General features: G+C 44.0%; 22 protein-coding genes. 21 read left to right on the plus strand and 1 reads right to left on the minus strand.

Annotated elements, in window-relative coordinates:
* Positions 1–10: 10 nt before the first annotated feature.
* The 10 genes from DWW86_RS00380 to DWW86_RS00415 all read left to right on the plus strand — a co-directional run bounded on the left by DWW86_RS00380 (position 11) and on the right by DWW86_RS00415 (position 7584).
* The gene (locus DWW86_RS00380; RefSeq protein ID WP_117684535.1) at positions 11–367 is read left to right on the plus strand and encodes a hypothetical protein; all 357 of its coding nucleotides are present in this window, start codon (positions 11–13) and stop codon (positions 365–367) included.
* A complete protein-coding gene (locus DWW86_RS16995) occupies positions 312–509 on the plus strand; it encodes a hypothetical protein (protein WP_147327411.1) in 198 nt (65 codons plus the stop codon). Before DWW86_RS00380 ends, DWW86_RS16995 begins: the two co-directional genes overlap by 56 nt.
* A gap of 2 nt (positions 510–511) precedes the next feature.
* Positions 512–2821: a hypothetical protein gene (locus DWW86_RS00385; RefSeq protein WP_117941944.1), complete on the plus strand. Its 2310-nt coding sequence runs from the start codon at positions 512–514 to the stop codon at positions 2819–2821.
* A gap of 388 nt (positions 2822–3209) precedes the next feature.
* Entirely contained in the window at positions 3210–4436 is a 1227-nt protein-coding gene (locus tag DWW86_RS00390; protein WP_117941945.1) for a reverse transcriptase domain-containing protein, read from the plus strand.
* Entirely contained in the window at positions 4384–4740 is a 357-nt protein-coding gene (locus DWW86_RS00395; RefSeq protein ID WP_117684531.1) for a hypothetical protein, read from the plus strand. Before DWW86_RS00390 ends, DWW86_RS00395 begins: the two co-directional genes overlap by 53 nt.
* Positions 4733–4939 carry a CD1375 family protein gene (locus tag DWW86_RS00400; protein ID WP_117684529.1) on the plus strand — a complete coding sequence of 69 codons (207 nt, stop codon included), beginning with the start codon at positions 4733–4735 and terminating at the stop codon, positions 4937–4939. Before DWW86_RS00395 ends, DWW86_RS00400 begins: the two co-directional genes overlap by 8 nt.
* The gene (locus DWW86_RS17000; protein WP_158553870.1) at positions 4936–5106 is read left to right on the plus strand and encodes a hypothetical protein; all 171 of its coding nucleotides are present in this window, start codon (positions 4936–4938) and stop codon (positions 5104–5106) included. Before DWW86_RS00400 ends, DWW86_RS17000 begins: the two co-directional genes overlap by 4 nt.
* A gap of 23 nt (positions 5107–5129) precedes the next feature.
* Positions 5130–5567: a phage holin family protein gene (locus tag DWW86_RS00405; protein ID WP_353652660.1), complete on the plus strand. Its 438-nt coding sequence runs from the start codon at positions 5130–5132 to the stop codon at positions 5565–5567.
* Positions 5554–5769, plus strand: coding sequence for a hypothetical protein (locus DWW86_RS00410; protein ID WP_117684527.1), 216 nt, complete (start codon positions 5554–5556; stop codon positions 5767–5769). Before DWW86_RS00405 ends, DWW86_RS00410 begins: the two co-directional genes overlap by 14 nt.
* Before the next feature lie 51 nt (positions 5770–5820).
* Entirely contained in the window at positions 5821–7584 is a 1764-nt protein-coding gene (locus tag DWW86_RS00415) for a hypothetical protein (RefSeq protein ID WP_117941946.1), read from the plus strand.
* A 61-nt stretch (positions 7585–7645) separates the two neighbouring features.
* Here DWW86_RS00415 and DWW86_RS00420 read toward each other — a convergent pair whose 3' ends face one another.
* On the minus strand, positions 7646–8149 hold the full coding sequence (locus tag DWW86_RS00420) for an SHOCT domain-containing protein (protein WP_117684523.1): 504 nt from the start codon (positions 8147–8149) through the stop codon (positions 7646–7648).
* A gap of 123 nt (positions 8150–8272) precedes the next feature.
* Between DWW86_RS00420 and DWW86_RS00425 the strand changes: the two genes are divergently transcribed.
* From DWW86_RS00425 to DWW86_RS00470, 11 genes are all read left to right on the plus strand, one after another.
* Complete coding sequence (locus DWW86_RS00425) at positions 8273–8524, plus strand: helix-turn-helix domain-containing protein (protein ID WP_117684521.1); 252 nt, start codon at positions 8273–8275, stop codon at positions 8522–8524.
* A gap of 123 nt (positions 8525–8647) precedes the next feature.
* Positions 8648–8776: a hypothetical protein gene (locus DWW86_RS17240; RefSeq protein ID WP_256299960.1), complete on the plus strand. Its 129-nt coding sequence runs from the start codon at positions 8648–8650 to the stop codon at positions 8774–8776.
* 115 nt (positions 8777–8891) lie between these two features.
* Complete coding sequence (locus DWW86_RS00430) at positions 8892–9056, plus strand: helix-turn-helix domain-containing protein (RefSeq protein WP_117684727.1); 165 nt, start codon at positions 8892–8894, stop codon at positions 9054–9056.
* Positions 9057–9122: 66 nt separating this feature from the next.
* On the plus strand, positions 9123–10175 hold the full coding sequence (locus tag DWW86_RS00435; RefSeq protein WP_117941947.1) for an IS30 family transposase: 1053 nt from the start codon (positions 9123–9125) through the stop codon (positions 10173–10175).
* 320 nt (positions 10176–10495) lie between these two features.
* On the plus strand, positions 10496–11032 hold the full coding sequence (locus DWW86_RS00440; protein WP_117941948.1) for a Fur family transcriptional regulator: 537 nt from the start codon (positions 10496–10498) through the stop codon (positions 11030–11032).
* A gap of 131 nt (positions 11033–11163) precedes the next feature.
* On the plus strand, positions 11164–11469 hold the full coding sequence (locus DWW86_RS00445; RefSeq protein ID WP_072521366.1) for a DUF6110 family protein: 306 nt from the start codon (positions 11164–11166) through the stop codon (positions 11467–11469).
* Between the two features lie 63 nt (positions 11470–11532).
* Positions 11533–13605 (plus strand): heavy metal translocating P-type ATPase, encoded by a 2073-nt coding sequence (locus DWW86_RS00450; RefSeq protein ID WP_117941949.1) that lies wholly within the window; start codon positions 11533–11535, stop codon positions 13603–13605.
* A gap of 176 nt (positions 13606–13781) precedes the next feature.
* Positions 13782–14333 carry a DUF3793 family protein gene (locus tag DWW86_RS00455; RefSeq protein WP_072521364.1) on the plus strand — a complete coding sequence of 184 codons (552 nt, stop codon included), beginning with the start codon at positions 13782–13784 and terminating at the stop codon, positions 14331–14333.
* Positions 14334–14357: 24 nt separating this feature from the next.
* On the plus strand, positions 14358–14780 hold the full coding sequence (locus tag DWW86_RS00460) for a flavodoxin (RefSeq protein ID WP_117941950.1): 423 nt from the start codon (positions 14358–14360) through the stop codon (positions 14778–14780).
* Between the two features lie 163 nt (positions 14781–14943).
* The gene (locus DWW86_RS00465) at positions 14944–15627 is read left to right on the plus strand and encodes a response regulator transcription factor (protein ID WP_072521362.1); all 684 of its coding nucleotides are present in this window, start codon (positions 14944–14946) and stop codon (positions 15625–15627) included.
* Positions 15624–17153, plus strand: coding sequence for a sensor histidine kinase (locus DWW86_RS00470; protein ID WP_072521361.1), 1530 nt, complete (start codon positions 15624–15626; stop codon positions 17151–17153). Before DWW86_RS00465 ends, DWW86_RS00470 begins: the two co-directional genes overlap by 4 nt.
* Positions 17154–17245 lie beyond the last annotated feature (92 nt).

A 17245-nucleotide genomic window follows, 5' to 3' on the forward strand; every position in this document is an offset into this window, starting at 1 on the left:
GAGGAGAATCATGAACGTAGGAGCAATTTTGGATAATGTAGCAGGAGAACTGGACGCACAGGTGCTGGCATATATGCAGGAGTACGCAATTCCACCGAGTCTCATGGATAAGGTGCTGGATAGAATCCAGTCACACATGAGGCAGATGAAGTCAGAAGAATACGCCCAGGAATTGATGAAAACACAGATTGATCTGGCGGTAGCCAATACGGAGCAGACCGGCACAGAAGAACAGCAACCAAAATCAGGAACAGAGGTGGATGATATCGAAGATTTCAAGAAAAAAGTTGGAATAAAGGGAGGAGACAAAAATGCAGACATTCTCAGCGAAGAAAAACAACAGAGCAACAATGATAAGACCGTATGAGTTAGCGCTGTATTGCGTCCAAGGATATGATATCTGGCAAGAGACACCGGAAGAAAAAAGGCTTGCGAGACCAGGACATCCGGAGGATCTGGAAACGGTAGCTCTGGAAGATACAGCCCATACGATGAAGTTAGGAGGTTAAACATGGCAAACGTAAGGAAGTACACGGAACAGATTGCCAGCGCCAAGAAAGGAAAGGACGTCAGAGCTGCGATTGTTTCTGCAATCAATGAGGTGTCTGATGAGAATAATACATACAATCAGACAAAGGCGGACATCCAGGCGGCACAAAAGTCAATCAATGCAGACGTGACAAAAAACCAGCAGACACAGCAGGCATTTAACAGTAATTTGCAGGAGGCCAAGGAAGTCCAGAAAGACCTGACGGCTAAAATGAACAAAGGGACTACACTGGCGGAAAACCTGGAAAAGAAGAACACAACAGCAACCTCCCTGGACAAGAGCCTGGGAGAAAAAAATACAGCAGCCACAAAGACGGTGCAGACATTGGAGGCAGACATCACGGCGGCTAACACGGCGGCCAAGACACTGGAGGCAGATACCGCGGCGGCCAACAAGGCAGCTCAGACATTAGAGGCGGATACCACAGCTGCAGGAAAAGCAAAGCAGAGCCTTGAGGCAGACATCACGGCAGCAGGACAGGCAGAAAGAAGTCTGGAGGCAGATGTGACAGCGGCTGGAGAAGCCAAAACAAAACTGGACGCAAGTATCAAAAAATCCGGAGAAAACATCACAACCATGCAGAATCTGGTCCAGAATGCTGACCAGATCAAAACAGGGCTGGAGACTGACCTGAACAATGCACAGCAGGCGTCAAAAGATCTGAAACAGAATACAGCAGCCAGCGTCACGAAAATTGAAACAGCTGGACAGACACAGATTGATCTGATTAAGCAGAACGGAGGGGGCGTTGAAAATGCACTCTCCAATTATTTTGCACTCAGGAGAAACGGAAAGGTATTCACAACGAAAATTTATAAATGGGAGACCTCCACAAGCCCTGTAGGCGTGAAAATGAATGCCAATGAGAATATGGTTGCGGAGCCATCTGTGGGAAGAACAGAGGGCAGAGATGATTATGCTCAGTATGGCCTATTTCATCATTTTACCTGCAATTTTTCTGTAGACGAGAATGGTTTCAACCATGTAGATGCCCTGGAGGGCCAGATTGGATTTACCAAGTACGGAAAGGTGCAGGTCGGAGAGGTTACAATGAGCGCCTGGTTCGGCATCGAGGACACTACCGAGGCAGCCCTATATCATTATTCTGACAGCCAGACAGAGCTGACACCGTATCCGATGAAAGAATCTATCAATCCGGACGGAACAATCAGCCCATTCATGATACATGCCAAGTATGCGGCGGGAGACATTGATGGAGTGCCGTATTCATCAAAAGGCCTGGCACCGGCCAATGGCTGCCAGGCAACACAGGCGAGAAATCCGGTCAGCTACACCGGAATGATAACCTATATGCACAAGCTGGGCGGTCACTATTGCGGCACGACAAGCTGGGATCTGTTTTATAGACAGCTTATGATGATTATTAAATATGCAACCACACACAGCCAGAGCATCATGGCCGGATGTACCTCATACAGTAATCAGAACCAGAACCTGGTAGAAGAAACCGGAGTGATGAGAGTGGTACTAACAAAGGCACAGGCGGCTGGTTATGTGATCGGCTCATATGTTTCCATCGGAGACGTTGGTTCAAACACAAACAAAGACCGGTATTATTCCTATATGCACAACAAAGCATACAGCGTCAAAGTTACAAAGATTGAGGACGTGGATGACAGCAATGCAGCAGTATATGTGGATGCTCCGGAGGCATTCGATACGACATTGACCACATGGATCACAACAATGCCATGGCACAGTGGAGCAACTGATGAGGTGGCTGGCTCAGACGGATCTCCGAACAGCAACACCAATGGGAAAGATCCGTACAAGATCCAGGGAATTGAGACCTGTATCGGAGCCTATGAGGTTCTGGGGAATGTGGTCATGGATATTGTTACCGGTCCGGACGGGAATCCGGCCAGAGATGTCTATGTATGCGAGGACGCCAGCACACTGTCCAGCAACATTGCGACAGTGCGGGCAAATTATAAAAAGGCTATCGCACAGGTGGCCTATACGGCAGCATCCTGGAAATATATCACGGAAGAAACAACAGATCCAAACCTGGGAATCATGATTCCTACGAAAGTAGGCGGAGGCTCAACCACTGGATTTGCTGATGGACTGTATACAGATACAGGAGCATCTGGACAGAGAGAGTGGCTTGCGCTGGGCTATTTGAGCACTGGCGCGACTGCTGGCCTCTGGTTTCTGCTTGCGTACCTTGGCTGGTCGGGCACGAGCTGGCATATCGTCTCTGGCGTTTCTCCAAACGGCACCAGGGGTGAATGGCAGGCAACAGCCTGACAGAGGGGCTTTCCCATTATAAATAAATAACGGACTTGTAACGCTAAACGGGCGGTTTCCTCTGTGGCTTGCGCTGGGCAATTTGAACAATGGCGCGAATGCTGGCCTCTGGATTCTGAATGCGAACAATGGCTGGTCGAACACGAACTGGAATATCGTCTCTGGATTTTCTTGAAATTTATTTGAATTTCAGCGTTACATTTCGCTCTGTAGGAACGGAGCCACCGGAAAGCAGGTGCGTGGGGCATATCCCCAAAATATGATTGAAGCCACACCGCCCAGCTGGGAGCCGAGGAGCCTGACTGGACGGGCACATGGCGCAGTAGGCCATGATGCGGAGTGAGTAGAAAAACCGGAAACTCCTGTATCAAGAAACGAGGACTCACAGTTGAAACGATACTGTAAAAATATACAACTGGATAAAGACTGGATTATGGCCTGTATGCTGGAATGTTTTTCAGATAAATGGAAACGGCGTGATGTGGCAGGGTTCCTGGCCGGATACCAAACCGGTCAACCACTGTCCGTCAGGGCTGTGAGCAGACTGATCCAGGAGAAAAGGAGCAATGTGGACCCGTTGCTGGAAAGAGCAGCGGAAGATCTGGCAAGGGAAATCAAGGAGCGTGATGTTCATTTCCCGGAAATACACTACTCCATGAGGTATGACGGAAACTCCGGAAAGCTCAGGGAGATAGGCGTGGAGAGTATAAAACAGCAGATATACAATTATGTAGCTGTCAATGCTCTGAAAGAATTATTTGAAAGAAAGATAGGAAAATATCAATGCGCCAGTGTGCCAGGCCGTGGCCAGGTATACGGAAAGAATGCAATAGAGAGATGGATTCGGAAGAATCCGGACAAAACGAGGGCAGGAGCCAAGGCAGATGTGCGGCACTGTTATCCGTCAATCAACACAAGAAAGCTCATGAGATTTTTGAGAAAGCAGGTCAAGAACGATGACCTGCTTTATTTAGTGGAGACGCTGATCGGATCCTATAAACAGGGCCTGTCAATAGGTTCATACCTGAGCCAGTGGCTATGCAATTACTATCTCAGTTTTGCCTACCACTATGCACAGCAAAAGCTCTTTAAGGTGCAGAAAAGACGTGGCCAGGAGAAACGGACAAGACTGTTCTATAAAATTATCTTTTATATGGACGATATCCTGATCCTGGGACCACGAAAGGTAGACGTCAAAAAGGCCATGCTCATGCTGATCCGATTTTTCAGAGAGGAGTTGGGCCTGGAGATAAAACCGAACTGGAAACTGTTCCAGGTTGACTATATCGGAAAAGATGGAAAGCATCACGGAGATTGCATTGATATGATGGGCTACAAAATTTATAGGGACCACACAGAAGTCCGCCGGAGCATATTCCTCCGGGCAAGACGGGCATATCTGAGATTGAGGAAACAGGTGCAGCGGCGTATGGAGATAGCACTAGATCTGGCGTACCGCTGCATTTCATATTATGGGTGGTTCAAAAATTCAGATTCCAATCACTTCAAAAAGAAGTATGGAATAGAGCAACTGATGAAATACGCGAAAAGGAGGGTAAGCATTGAAAGCAAGATTCACAACAGAACAGCCGGCAGTCAGCTGGCAGCCGCTTGATAACGGAATGGTGGACGTGACAATCTGCCTCAATGGGCAGGAAGTTACAGAAGAAAATCAGCAGATGGTAGAAAAAGAACAGTATATCACTGTGACAGATACGTTCTGGGAATATGATTTCCACCAATTCCGGGAAAAAGCGGAAAACGTAAACCGTGAAGCTGTGGAGAAGAATCCGGAGAAATATCTGGAATATGAGCCACAGAAAGAAAAGACACTGGAACAAAAGGTTCAGGAGCAGGAGGAAACAATCAGGATGCTGAAATCATGCCTGCTGGAAATGTCGGAGGCGGTTTATGCGTAAGTTACTAATCAATTTATTTTTATTATGTACAGGAAAGGATGGTATTGCAATGATGGCAATGTTATGGGCACAGGAAATTATGAACCAGGAGACAGTAGAGGATGCAAAGAAAATGTATGAAAGAGTTCCACGTCTCTTAAAGACAAAAGTGAAAGATATTCTGGTTAGATCCGGAATGGGAGAGATCACAGAGGAATGATGACTAAGCTGAGAATTATATCAAGGCTATGGTCGCACATCACGGACTTGCGGTTGTATATCAGAGGACAGAGCAGCAAGACGCTGGAACAGATTGAGGACGAGCTGGATATAACGGAATACTACTGCAGGCCATACGCTGATGTGGACGATGTGGATGATGTATGAGGGCAGAGGGGAGGTGTAGAAAGATGATGAAAGAGCAGTTATGCACCACGGTTGGAATGGTCGGCGGATTCATAGCAGCACTTTTGGGTGGTTGGGATACAGGATTGCAGACACTGATGATTCTGATCGGCATAGACTACCTGACTGGCTTGATTGTGGCCGGAGTGTTCCACAAGTCTACAAAGACGAAAAACGGAGCACTGGAAAGCAAGGCGGGATTCAAAGGACTCTGCAGAAAAGCCGTGATTTTGTTGATCGTGCTGATGGCGTACAGGTTCGATATGCTGATTCATGTGAAATACATACGTGACGCCGTGATTATCGGATTTATTTCTAATGAGGCTATCAGCATCGTGGAGAATGCGGGTTTGATGGGGATTCCGATGCCGCCGCAGATAACAAAGGCAATAGAGATTTTAACAAAGAAATCAGAGGAGGAACATAGAAATGAAGAAAATTGACTGGGTAAGAAAACTGACAAGTAGAAAGTTATGGACTGCAGTTGCATCATTCGTGAGCATGATGATTGTGGCCACTGGTGGAGCTGAGAACACAGCAACACAGGTCACAGCATTGATTATGGCAGGAGCATCCGTGGTGGCGTACATCATTGGAGAGGGACTGACAGATGCAGCGTGCATTGAGGACGAGACAGAAAAATAACAGGAACAGGGGACGGGAAACCGTCCCTTTTTCTTTGATTGGAGGAAGATCATGGACAAAAAGCAGCTTGAAATTTTGACGAATATTATCGGAGCAGTAGAGTCTGGCGGACAGGTATATGGAAAACGAAGATATGAAGCATACGCCGGAAAGGGAGCAAACTCAGCGAATGAAAAAACCTGCACGTTGGGCTGGGCACAGAATTATGGCAATGAGGCCAGAAAACTCTGTCAGATGATTCTGAAAGAAGATCCGGGAGCATTTCGCGGAGCTGACACTGCAGGAATTGAGTCCAGACTGAGCCAGGACTGGGAGGCAATCGGCTGGAATCCATCTGCAACAGAGAAAGCGGCGCTGATCGCAATCATAACGACACCGAGCGGAAAGAAATGCCAGGATGAGCTGTTTGAACAGCTGATGGAGACATACATCAAACAGGCCGTGGCATACGGAGTCAATACTGTACCAGCTCAGATGATGTGGTGCGAGATTGAACACCTGGGAGGCCTGAAACCGACAAAAAGAATTTTCGGACGTGCGGCCAAACCGTACACGCCGGATAGCGTCTATGCATCATTGATCCTGGATCAGCAGGATACATCAAACAACAACCAGGTTGGAGACAAGATGTATCAGTCCAGACATCAGTGCTGTGTGAAATGGATCAAGCAGTATGTAGGAGAAGAAAAGGAGAGCGCAGGAATGACAGAGAATGAATTGAGACAGATGGTAGCAAACAACATGAGGGGATGGATCGGACTGAAACGGTCAGATAGATCACACATGGTCATTATTAACTTATACAATAGCTACCTGCCATTGGCCAGAGGGTACAAAGTACAACCAACAGATGACTACTGTGCAACAGGAGCATCTGCAGCGGGAATCAAGGCCGGACTCACGGACATTATTCCAAGAGAGTGCAGCTGTGGATATATGATTCAGCTGTTCCAGAAAATGGGCCGGTGGGTTGAAAATGATGCATATATCCCAGATACTGGAGATTTCGTGTTCTATTATTGGAAAGATGGAACGAATTATGCAACAACGGATTGCACAAGCTGGCCGGATCATGTTGGAATTGTTCTGAAGGTCAATAAGAACACCAGAGAGATTCTAATAGGAGAGTGCAACATGGGCGGCGGATTGGTCGGAACAAGAAAGATCACAATTAACGGCAGATATATCCGTGGATACGGAATACCTGACTATGCATCCAAAGCAACCGGTAAAGGAAACAGTTCTAATTCTGGAACGAACTCCGGAACGACTTCCAGCGGATCAGCATCCGGAGGAATCAATAAGACTCCGAAGTGGGTGGGAGAAATCACACAGGACAATGTTCCGGTTAAGACCTGGGCAGGCAGCTCCACAAGCATCAAGTCCTGGCCGGTACTGGGAGCAGGAAACCTGGTGGATATTTGCGATACGATCAAGGACAACAGCGGCCATGATTGGTATTATATCCTGATTGCTAAAAAGGTTTATGGTTTTGTAGACTCATCGTATATCAGACAGGCTGGATCAAATTCCGGAAACAGCTCCAGCGAGGCGCTGACCTATAAAGTGGGAACGGTGTACACTCTGCAGGTTGAACTGAAAGTGAGAACAGGAGCAGGAACAGGATGCCCAACCAAGAGCTACAGCCAGCTGACACTGGACGGACGGAGACATGATAAAGATCATGATGGATGCCTGGATGCAGGTACTCAAGTAACGTGCCAGGCTATCAAGAATGTAGGCAGTGATATCTGGATTCTGGTACCGTCTGGATGGATTGCAGCATACTATGATGGAAATGTATATGTGAAATAATATCAGACATGTGACAAACAGAAAGGCCCCGGCAAAATGCCGGGGCCTTTCTGTGATTTCTTTAAATGTTAAGCAACTGGGCCTTTTTGGCTTCAAATTCCTCATCTGTGATTGCTCCAATATCAAGCAACTCTTTAAGTTTTCGTATTTCATCAAGATTAGAGGCTGTAGCGGAACCAGCGGAGCGCTCATGGATATAATTTTCGATATATTCTTTTATTTCAAGGATCAGATGATCCTCTTTTTTAGAGAAAGTGATGGAATTTTCATCTTTTACAGCTCCGGAGACACCGTTTCGTGCATCTCTGCCGCCGATGAGAACAATCTGCAAATATCCAGTGGTAAATCCGGGTTTTTTGTATTGTACACCGGAAACATTATTGAGATCATAGGTCTTTTGCCCGATCAGTCCCTTATTAACAGCATTAGTGAAACCACGCGGCTCTACCGTAAGAAAGTTATCGTGAATAGTTACATTGAATTTTCCGTTGCTTTTCAAATGTATAAGAACGGTATTACTATCAGGGAACTCTTTTTGCTTATCAGCTTTTGTGAATAAATCCATAGTGCATCCTCCTAGATAAATGTGAAAATTATAGTCATGCTGACCTTTAACACAATTATGCTTTTGAAATGTGGTAAAGTCAAGAAAAATTCTGATTATTAACACGTGATAGGGGCGTACCGGATGAAGATATACGCATACAAGGGAAAAGATAACTTGTGCGGGGAACGCATAAGGTTGGCGAGAGCAAAAAACAGAATTACACAAAGTGATTTAGCGGCGCGTATGCAGGTGGCCGGAGTTGCGATAGAACGAGATTCAATAAGTCGCATAGAAAGAGGCACAAGAATCGTAACAGATTATGAATTGAAAATATTTTCTAAAGCACTGGGCGTGAGCATGGAATGGCTGACTGATGAAAGTGGGACACTGTAACAGTATGTTGCGGTGTTTTTTCTTGTAAAAAAATACACCCAATGAGTAGAAAAAGATTGACAAATACACTCAATGGGTGTATTATATAATTGTAGCAAGGGAGCAGCAGGAAAGGAGTTAAAAATGGAGAACGAAATGAGTAAAGCAGATCTGATAGCAATGTTAGTATCAATAAGAGAAGTAGCGAGAACAAACGGAGAAACACATACAGTAGAACATATTGAAAAAATCCTTGAAGAGGTAAGAAAGTAAAATAGAATAAAGGGAACACACGAGGGGCGGATACCTAAACAATCCTGCTAACCGCCCCAAGTGCTATAATGTAAATATAGCAGGAACAAAGCAGAAAATCAAGGGGCGTGATAAAATGACGATTGAAGAAGCACGCAAACAAAAGGGAATGAGTAGGCGTGAGGTGTCAGAGTGGTTAGAAATACCATATAGAACACTGTCGAACTGGGAGACTGGAGTGCGGAGCTGTCCGCATTACATTGAAAAGCTGATAGTAGATAAAATAATACAAGGCAAATGATAAGAAGCACATAACAACCCGCAGGACACCGATGCCTGCGGGTTGTTTTACGAAAGAGGCGGGAGTATGGCAAATCAAAAAGGAAGTAGACAATTAAAACACAGCGATAGAATCAGACTGGAGGCTTTATATAATGCTGGCCATAAAGTTGTGGAAATTGCTGAGATTTTGCACGTACACCGCAGTACAATCTACAATGAACTTAAACGAGGCCAATATGAACACTTAAACAGCGACTATACCACCGAAATGCGATATAGTTCAGATCTGGCACAACGAAAATGTGATGAAAACCTGAAAGTAAGGGGAACACAGCTGAAAATAGGAAATGATATCAAGCTGGCAAATTATATTGAGGATAAAATAATAAATGAGGATTACAGTCCGGATGCAATCATAGGAGAATTGACAGCATCAGGCCGATGGAGCGAGTTCCAGACCAAAATATGCACAACCACTGTATACAGTTATATAGATAAAGGAATTTTTCTGAGAGTAACCAATAAAAATCTGCCTGTAAAAAAGAATAGGAAAAGAAAATATAATAAGGTAAAGAAGCAGAAGAGAGCAGAGGCGGGCGAAAGCATAGAAAATAGACCGGAGATCATAAACAGCAGAGAGGAGTTTGGCCACTGGGAAATGGATAGCGTTCTGGGGCGCCGAGGAAAATCTAAAAATACATTATTAACACTTACAGAAAGAAAAACAAGAGCGGAAATCATATTCAAATTGAATAACCATAGTGCTGAGGAAGTGGTGGCAGCAGTGGACCGGTTGGAAAAACGCTGGGGAGAATTATTCAAAACGGTATTCAAAAGCATAACTGTAGACAATGGGACAGAATTTGCCTATTGTGAAGAACTGGAGAGATCCGCAATAGGAGCAGGAAAGAGAACAAAGATGTATTACTGTCATCCATATAGCAGCTGGGAAAGAGGGACAAACGAAGTCACAAACAAAATGGTGCGGAGAAAAGTCCCTAAAGGAACGAATTTTGATGATCGAACGGCTGAGGACATCCAGGAGGTTGAAAACTGGATAAATCAATACCCACGGCGTATCCATGGGTATAAATCTGCAGCGGAAATGTTTGAGGAGGAATTGCAGAGAATTAGCTAATATATTTCAGCTACAGAATCTCAGACGGCCGGCATGAACCTGGCGGCCTTATTAGAATGCTATCACAAAAGAAAGAGGATATGATAGGAAATAGAAAAGAAACAAATTCTACAAAGAACACGCACCTGTTTTGTGCAAAATAACGATATTGAATTTTTGTCGAAAAAAAGGTTGAAATTTTTAGAATTTTTTAAAAATGCGAAAAAATCTTGACATCAGCGGTTAGAAGATATAAACTTTCGATAGATAAAACAAACTAAAGTTACTAAAGGCAAAACACAGTAACATGAAACGAACTGACCGGATCAGGAGGAGCAAAAATGGAATTACTGCAAGAAGAAATATATGATCATACATCAGATTCTGCTCAGGAATCCTTCCGTAATCAACAGTATCAGAGAAGCAGTATGCAGCGAAGCGTCATTGTGGACAGACTCAGACGTGAGGGATGCAGAATTACAAAACAGAGAAAAATCATACTCGATATCATTCTTCAGGAAGAATGCGCATGTTGTAAGGAAATTTATTTTCTTGCATCGAAGAAGGATCCGAATATCGGAATGGCAACAATTTACAGAATGATCAATCTTCTGGAAGAGATTGGGGCATTGAAAAGAAAGAGTGCTTACCGGCTTTGTGATGAGCAGGCAGGAGTACCGATTTGTTGTGTACAACTGGATGATCAGACGAACATCCGCCTTGATAATGAAAAGCTTTGTAAAATTATTGAAAAGGGTATGGAATCCTGTGGTTATCTTCAGTCGAGAAGAGTAAGTAAAGTACTGGTAGAAAGTGGTAACAAACCGATTTCTGCCGAAAAAAATACAAAGAAGCGAAAACCCTCTGATTTTGGATGATATTGAGAAAATTTCTCATTTGAACAAGTTAGTCTGGACTTTCGTTTTGAAGATTTTATAATATGTGTAATGCCAGAGTGATGAGTCAGTGAAAACGATAAAAAATAAATTATATACAGGAGGAATTTACCATGATTAAATTTGATAAGAAACACAGCGGAGTATTTGCAGCAGGAGTATTATTTGGCACAGCAGGAATTAAACTTCTTTCCAGCAAAGATGCAAAAAAAGTTTACACAAACTGTACAGCAGCAGTTCTTCGTGCAAAAGACTGCGTAATGAAGACTGTATCTAAAGTTCAGGAAAACGCAGAAGACATTTACGCAGAAGCACAGCAGATCAACGAAGACCGTGCAGCAGCTGAGGAAGTATTTGAAGATACTGCTGAGGAAGAGTCCTTTAAAGAAACAGAGGAAACTGCAGCAGAAGAGGAATAAATAAATAAAAGACACCTGTGGTCAAGCACTGCAGGTGTTTTTATAACTAAAGGTGATGATAATATGAGATTTAAAATAGAACATGAGATCAGAGGCAGAGTCAGGCTTCATATCTGTCAGAAACGAATGACCTGCAGACAGGCAGATCAGCTTGAATATTTTTTGACAAATCTTGAGGGAGTAACAACTGCAAAGGTCGTGGAACGAAACCAGGATGCTGTGATCAGCTTTTGGGGAAGCAGAGAAGAAATCCTGAAAGCAGTGCAGGGATTTTCTTATGAAAAGGCAGAGGCACCTGAGAGCTATCTTCAGAATTCCGGCAGAGAAATGAACGGGGAATACTGGGAAAAAATGGTCAACCATGTGGTACTTCATTATGGAAAGAAAATTTTCCTTCCTCTTCCGATCCGTACATTCCTTACCACACTTAAATCCGTAAAATACATCTGGAAGGGTGTCTGTACACTTGCAAAATGCAGAATCGAGGTACCGGTACTGGATGCAACTGCAATTGGTGTGTCTATCTTAAGAGGTGATTTCAGTACAGCATCTTCCGTCATGTTCCTGCTTGGATTTGGTGAGATACTGGAAGACTGGACGCATAAGAAATCTGTGGATGATCTTGCGCGAAGTATGTCCCTGAATGAAAGTAAAGTATGGCTGGTTACGGACGACACAGAAGTTCAGGTCGGCACAGATACGATCAAACCGGGTGATCGGGTACGTATACATATGGGAACTGTGATTCCGTTTGACGGTGTTGTTACAGATGGAGAGGCAACGGTCAATGAGGCTTCCCTGACAGGTGAATCCATGCCGGTTGCCAAACATACAGAAAGCTATGTTTATGCAGGAACTGTTCTCGAAGAGGGCGAACTTACCATCCGTGTAAAAGAAACATCCGGATCTACCAAGTTCGAAAAGATCGTGACAATGATCGAAGAAACAGAGAAACTGAAATCTGCGGTAGAAAGTAAGGCAGAGCATCTTGCAGACAGCCTTGTTCCGTATACACTTGCCGGAACTGCACTTACCTATGCACTTACCAGAAATGTGACGAAGGCACTGTCTATTCTGATGGTTGACTTCTCATGTGCACTGAAACTTGCCATGCCGATTTCTGTACTTGCAGCAATCCGCGAGGCAAATGCGCATCATATCACGGTAAAAGGCGGTAAGTTCATGGAAGCAGTGGCAGAGGCTGATACAATCGTATTTGATAAGACGGGTACGTTGACAAAAGCGCAGCCGACAGTTGCAGATATAGTATCTTTCAACGGCGACTCCAAAGAAAATCTGCTGAGACTGGCGGCCTGCATGGAAGAACACTTCCCGCATTCTATGGCGAAAGCGGTTATGGACGCTGCGAAAGAACGTGGCCTGACACATGAAGAAATGCACTCAAAAGTTGAATATATCGTGGCACATGGTATTTCTACAACTGTAAACGGACGAAAAGCAATCATTGGAAGCCATCATTTTGTCTTTGAAGATGAGAAATGCGCGATTCCGACAGGAAAAGAAGAGATTTTCAAAAACCTTCCGGAAGAATATTCTCATCTGTATCTTGGTATCGAGGGAGAACTGGCAGCGGTAATCTGTATTGAAGATCCGCTCCGCCCGGAGGGACCGGAGGTAATTAAGGCATTAAGAAAAGCCGGATTTACCCAGATCGTTATGATGACCGGCGACAGTGATCGTACTGCAAAAGCAATCGCAGCGAAAGTCGGTGTCGACAAATATTATTCAGAAGTTCTTCCTGAGGATAAGGCAAAATTTGTAGAAGAAGCAAAAGCACAGGGCCGCAAAGTGTTGATGGTAGGGGATGGTATCAATGATTCACCGGCTCTGTCAGCAGCCGATGTCGGTATTGCAATCAGTGACGGGGCAGAACTTGCAAGAGAAATTGCAGATATCACGATCGGTGCAGATGATCTGAGTGTTATGGTAACACTCAAAGAAATCAGTAATGGTCTGATGGACAAGATCCACAAGAATTACAGGCGTATCGTTGGCATCAACGGAAGTCTGATCGCGCTTGGTGTGACCGGAGTGATCCAGCCGACAATGTCTGCATTGCTTCATAATACATCAACGCTTTTGATTGGCATGGATTCCATGAAATCTGTACTTTGATCCGATAATAAACTATAAAAAGTTAATCACAAAAAACTCTTGACAGCACGCGGAAAATATTGTACTATCATACCAGTTAGAAATAACTAACAGATAATAAATTTACGGGTATGGAAACATATCCGTAAATTTAAAACCGATAGTTAGATAAAACTAATTCACAAGGGGATCTGAGGATGTTAGAAGCTGAAATCATAGCACACTGCGCGCCTACGCTGGCAGGAATCAAAACTGCAAACATGTTTACTTACACACCTGAGAACAGGGATGGCTTTTATAAAGAAATTGAAGAGGAAAATAATAAGCTGAATAGCAGAGGTGTTTTTGTGGAAGTACTTAGAATGAGTGAGTACAAAGCTCTTGTTTATGTATACCGCAAGAAAAAACTGCAACAGGATTTAAGCTGTGAAGGTGCCTGCACATTGCTGAATAACTGTGGCTATGAGTGTCAGGAAGCTGACTGCTGTATCAGAAAGCTTCAGGAGCGCTTCTTTGAAAACGACTGTTTCCCTCATGAAGTGGGGCTGTTCCTTGGATATCCGTTGGATGATGTGACTGGTTTTATCGAACAGAAGGGTAAAAATTATAAGTGTTGCGGAATCTGGAAAGTATACGGGGATGAACAGCAGACCCGGATCCTTTTCCGTAAACTGAAGAAATGTTCAGAAATCTACAGACGTTTGTTTGCAGATGGACGTTCAATCCTTCAGTTGACTGTTGCAGCATAAATAGAAAGGATAAGGTAAAGTAAGATGAGTAAAGTAGCAGTAGTTTATTGGAGCTCCACAGGAAACACAGAATCTATGGCAAATGCAGTGGCAGAAGGTGCAAAGGCAGCAGGCGCAGAAGTGACAACTTTTGAAACGTCCGATTTTTCCGCTGATAAAGTAGATGAATTTGATGCAATCGCATTTGGCTGTCCGGCTATGGGCGATGAAGTTCTTGAGGAAGACGAATTTGAACCAATGTTCAGCTCCTGCGAAGCAAAGCTTTCCGGCAAAAAACTCGGACTTTTCGGTTCATATGGATGGGGAGACGGAGAATGGATGCATAATTGGGAAGACAAATGCAAAGAAGACGGTGCAGTTCTTGTATCCGACGGTGTCATTTGCCAGGATGAGCCGGATGACGATGCAGTAGAAAGCTGCAAAGCACTTGGCAAAGCACTTGCATAATCTTATAAAATTGAATATAACGATGCGAAAAGAAGTCGGGAACCGGTATCTGGTTTCCGACTTTTTGACGATTTACCTGAAATTTCCGTAATACGTTCACAAAACCTACATAAATCTCTGCTAAGATAAAGAAAATGTAAAACTATTGATGGAGGTAAGAATAATGGAAGCCCCGAAGATTCTTGTAGTAGATGATGAAAGCCGTATGCGCAAGCTTGTAAAGGATTTCCTTGAGAAGAAAAATTTCCACGTACTGGAAGCCGGTGACGGTGAAGAGGCAATGGACATTTTTTATGAAGAAAAAGATATTGCGCTGTTGATACTTGATGTAATGATGCCGAAGATGGATGGGTGGGAAGTGTGCCGTGAGATCCGCAAAAACTCTAAAGTGCCGATCATTATGCTGACAGCCAGAGGAGATGAGCGTGATGAACTTCTCGGGTTTGACCTGGGCGTGGATGAATATATTTCAAAGCCGTTCAGTCCGAAAATCCTTGTTGCACGCGTGGAGGCAATCCTTCGAAGAACCGGTCAGGATGCCGGTAATGATGTACTTGCCGCCGGTGGAATCGTAATCGACAAATCTGCACACCAGGCGACGGTGGATGGAAAACCTATGGAACTCAGTTTTAAAGAATTTGAACTTCTGACATATTTCCTTGAAAATCAGGGAATTGCCCTTTCCAGAGAGAAAATCTTAAATTCTGTGTGGAACTATGATTATTTTGGTGATGCACGTACCATTGACACCCATGTCAAGAAACTGCGAAGCAAAATGGGCGATAAAGGAGAATACATTAAGACTGTCTGGGGAATGGGATACAAATTTGAGGTAGATGCACAATGAAAAAACCACAGAGATCTGGCGTGAAAGTAAAAAAGAAAAAATTTCACCCACTGCGTCTGCAGATCTCGGTCTGGTTTATCGGGCTTTTACTTCTTTCCATGGTCATAACGACTGTGATCAATGGTCTGTTTCTGGAGCATTATTACATCAGCAAAAAAACGGAGGTGCTGCAGGAAGCGGTCGAGAATCTGGAGGATCTTAAAGTAGAGACTACATCGGATGGAAGCTGCAGTGCAGAAGTTTCAGATGCAATGTTTAAGGACAGTTCAGAGAATAACCTGACCTGGATCGTGATTACTGCGGACGGACAGACTGTATGTGCGGTAGGAAGTAACGAAGATCTTCTGGAGGCGCGGCTGGTAGGATATGTGTATGATCTTGATAAGAAGAACGACCATGCAAAAGTTATCCAGCAGAATGACAATTATGTTATCCAGCAGGTGAGTGACCGCTTTGCAGGCATGGAATACGTGGAGAGCTGGGGAGAGATGGATAACGGTTGTTATTTCCTGATCCGTACACCTCTGGAAAGCATTCGTGAGAGCGTCTCCATATCTAATAAATTCTATTTCTATGTCGGCATTATGATCATCGTTATCAGCGGCCTTGTAATCTGGTTTGTGACGAAACGTATCACGCGTCCGATCAGTGAACTGACGCTTCTTTCTACAAAGATGAGTGATCTGGATTTTGAGGCAAAATACCAGAGCCATTCCGGCAATGAGATCGATGAACTGGGTGAGAATTTTAACCGGATGTCAGAACAGCTTGAAAAGACAATCTCTGAATTGAAATCTGTCAATAATCAGCTCCAGAAAGATATTGAGAACAAAGAACGGATCGATCAGATGAGACAGGAGTTCCTGAATAATGTATCTCATGAGTTGAAGACGCCGATCGCACTGGTACAGGGCTATGCAGAAGGTCTGAAAGAAAATATTTCCGAAGATCCGGAGAGCAGGGAGTTTTACTGTGATGTCATTATGGATGAAGCCGGTAAGATGAACAAGCTTGTCCGTAATCTTCTCACTTTGAATCAGCTGGAATCCGGAAGGGATGAGATGACAGTAGAACGTTTTGATATTGTCAGTGTGATCCGAGGTGTCCTGCAGTCGATGGATATCATGATTCAGCAAAAAGAAGCAAAAGTAAGTTTCAATGCTGATAAACCGGTTTATGTGTGGGCAGATGAATTCAAGATTGAAGAAGTTGTAACGAACTATACAAGTAATGCACTGAATCATCTGGAGGGAGACAGGGAAATCGAGATCCGTGTACTTACGGAAGATGACCATGTGAAAGTTACTGTATTTAATACCGGTAAACCTATACCAGAAGCAGATGTTCCGAATCTCTGGAACAAATTCTATAAGGTAGATAAGGCGAGAACGAGAGAGTACGGCGGAAGCGGCATTGGTCTGTCGATTGTCAAGGCAATCATGGAAGGACTCCATCAGCAATACGGTGTCAAAAACTACGACAATGGCGTTGAATTCTGGTTCACATTAGATAAGAAGAATCAGTAAAACCATACAAAATAGGACAGATGTGAAGAAATAGCTTTGCATCTGTCTTTTTTTGGGTTATACTTGAAGATATTCGATAAAGACAGGATGTG

This window comes from Ruminococcus sp. AF17-22AC, from assembly GCF_003460065.1.
Classification (GTDB): domain Bacteria; phylum Bacillota; class Clostridia; order Lachnospirales; family Lachnospiraceae; genus Blautia_A.

Bases quoted from the DNA above. Each gene is read 5' to 3' on its own strand.
- DWW86_RS00380 (WP_117684535.1), top strand. From the start codon at position 11: ATGAACGTAGGAGCAATTTTGGATAATGTAGCAGGAGAACTGGACGCA.
- DWW86_RS16995 (WP_147327411.1), top strand. From the start codon at position 312: ATGCAGACATTCTCAGCGAAGAAAAACAACAGAGCAACAATGATAAGA.
- DWW86_RS00385 (WP_117941944.1), top strand. From the start codon at position 512: ATGGCAAACGTAAGGAAGTACACGGAACAGATTGCCAGCGCCAAGAAA.
- DWW86_RS00400 (WP_117684529.1), top strand. From the start codon at position 4,733: ATGCGTAAGTTACTAATCAATTTATTTTTATTATGTACAGGAAAGGAT.
- DWW86_RS17000 (WP_158553870.1), top strand. From the start codon at position 4,936: ATGATGACTAAGCTGAGAATTATATCAAGGCTATGGTCGCACATCACG.
- DWW86_RS00405 (WP_353652660.1), top strand. From the start codon at position 5,130: ATGATGAAAGAGCAGTTATGCACCACGGTTGGAATGGTCGGCGGATTC.
- DWW86_RS00410 (WP_117684527.1), top strand. From the start codon at position 5,554: ATGAAGAAAATTGACTGGGTAAGAAAACTGACAAGTAGAAAGTTATGG.
- DWW86_RS00415 (WP_117941946.1), top strand. From the start codon at position 5,821: ATGGACAAAAAGCAGCTTGAAATTTTGACGAATATTATCGGAGCAGTA.
- DWW86_RS00420 (WP_117684523.1), bottom strand. From the start codon at position 8,149: ATGGATTTATTCACAAAAGCTGATAAGCAAAAAGAGTTCCCTGATAGT.
- DWW86_RS00425 (WP_117684521.1), top strand. From the start codon at position 8,273: ATGAAGATATACGCATACAAGGGAAAAGATAACTTGTGCGGGGAACGC.
- DWW86_RS17240 (WP_256299960.1), top strand. From the start codon at position 8,648: ATGGAGAACGAAATGAGTAAAGCAGATCTGATAGCAATGTTAGTATCA.
- DWW86_RS00430 (WP_117684727.1), top strand. From the start codon at position 8,892: ATGACGATTGAAGAAGCACGCAAACAAAAGGGAATGAGTAGGCGTGAG.
- DWW86_RS00435 (WP_117941947.1), top strand. From the start codon at position 9,123: ATGGCAAATCAAAAAGGAAGTAGACAATTAAAACACAGCGATAGAATC.
- DWW86_RS00440 (WP_117941948.1), top strand. From the start codon at position 10,496: ATGGAATTACTGCAAGAAGAAATATATGATCATACATCAGATTCTGCT.
- DWW86_RS00445 (WP_072521366.1), top strand. From the start codon at position 11,164: ATGATTAAATTTGATAAGAAACACAGCGGAGTATTTGCAGCAGGAGTA.
- DWW86_RS00450 (WP_117941949.1), top strand. From the start codon at position 11,533: ATGAGATTTAAAATAGAACATGAGATCAGAGGCAGAGTCAGGCTTCAT.
- DWW86_RS00455 (WP_072521364.1), top strand. From the start codon at position 13,782: ATGTTAGAAGCTGAAATCATAGCACACTGCGCGCCTACGCTGGCAGGA.
- DWW86_RS00460 (WP_117941950.1), top strand. From the start codon at position 14,358: ATGAGTAAAGTAGCAGTAGTTTATTGGAGCTCCACAGGAAACACAGAA.
- DWW86_RS00465 (WP_072521362.1), top strand. From the start codon at position 14,944: ATGGAAGCCCCGAAGATTCTTGTAGTAGATGATGAAAGCCGTATGCGC.
- DWW86_RS00470 (WP_072521361.1), top strand. From the start codon at position 15,624: ATGAAAAAACCACAGAGATCTGGCGTGAAAGTAAAAAAGAAAAAATTT.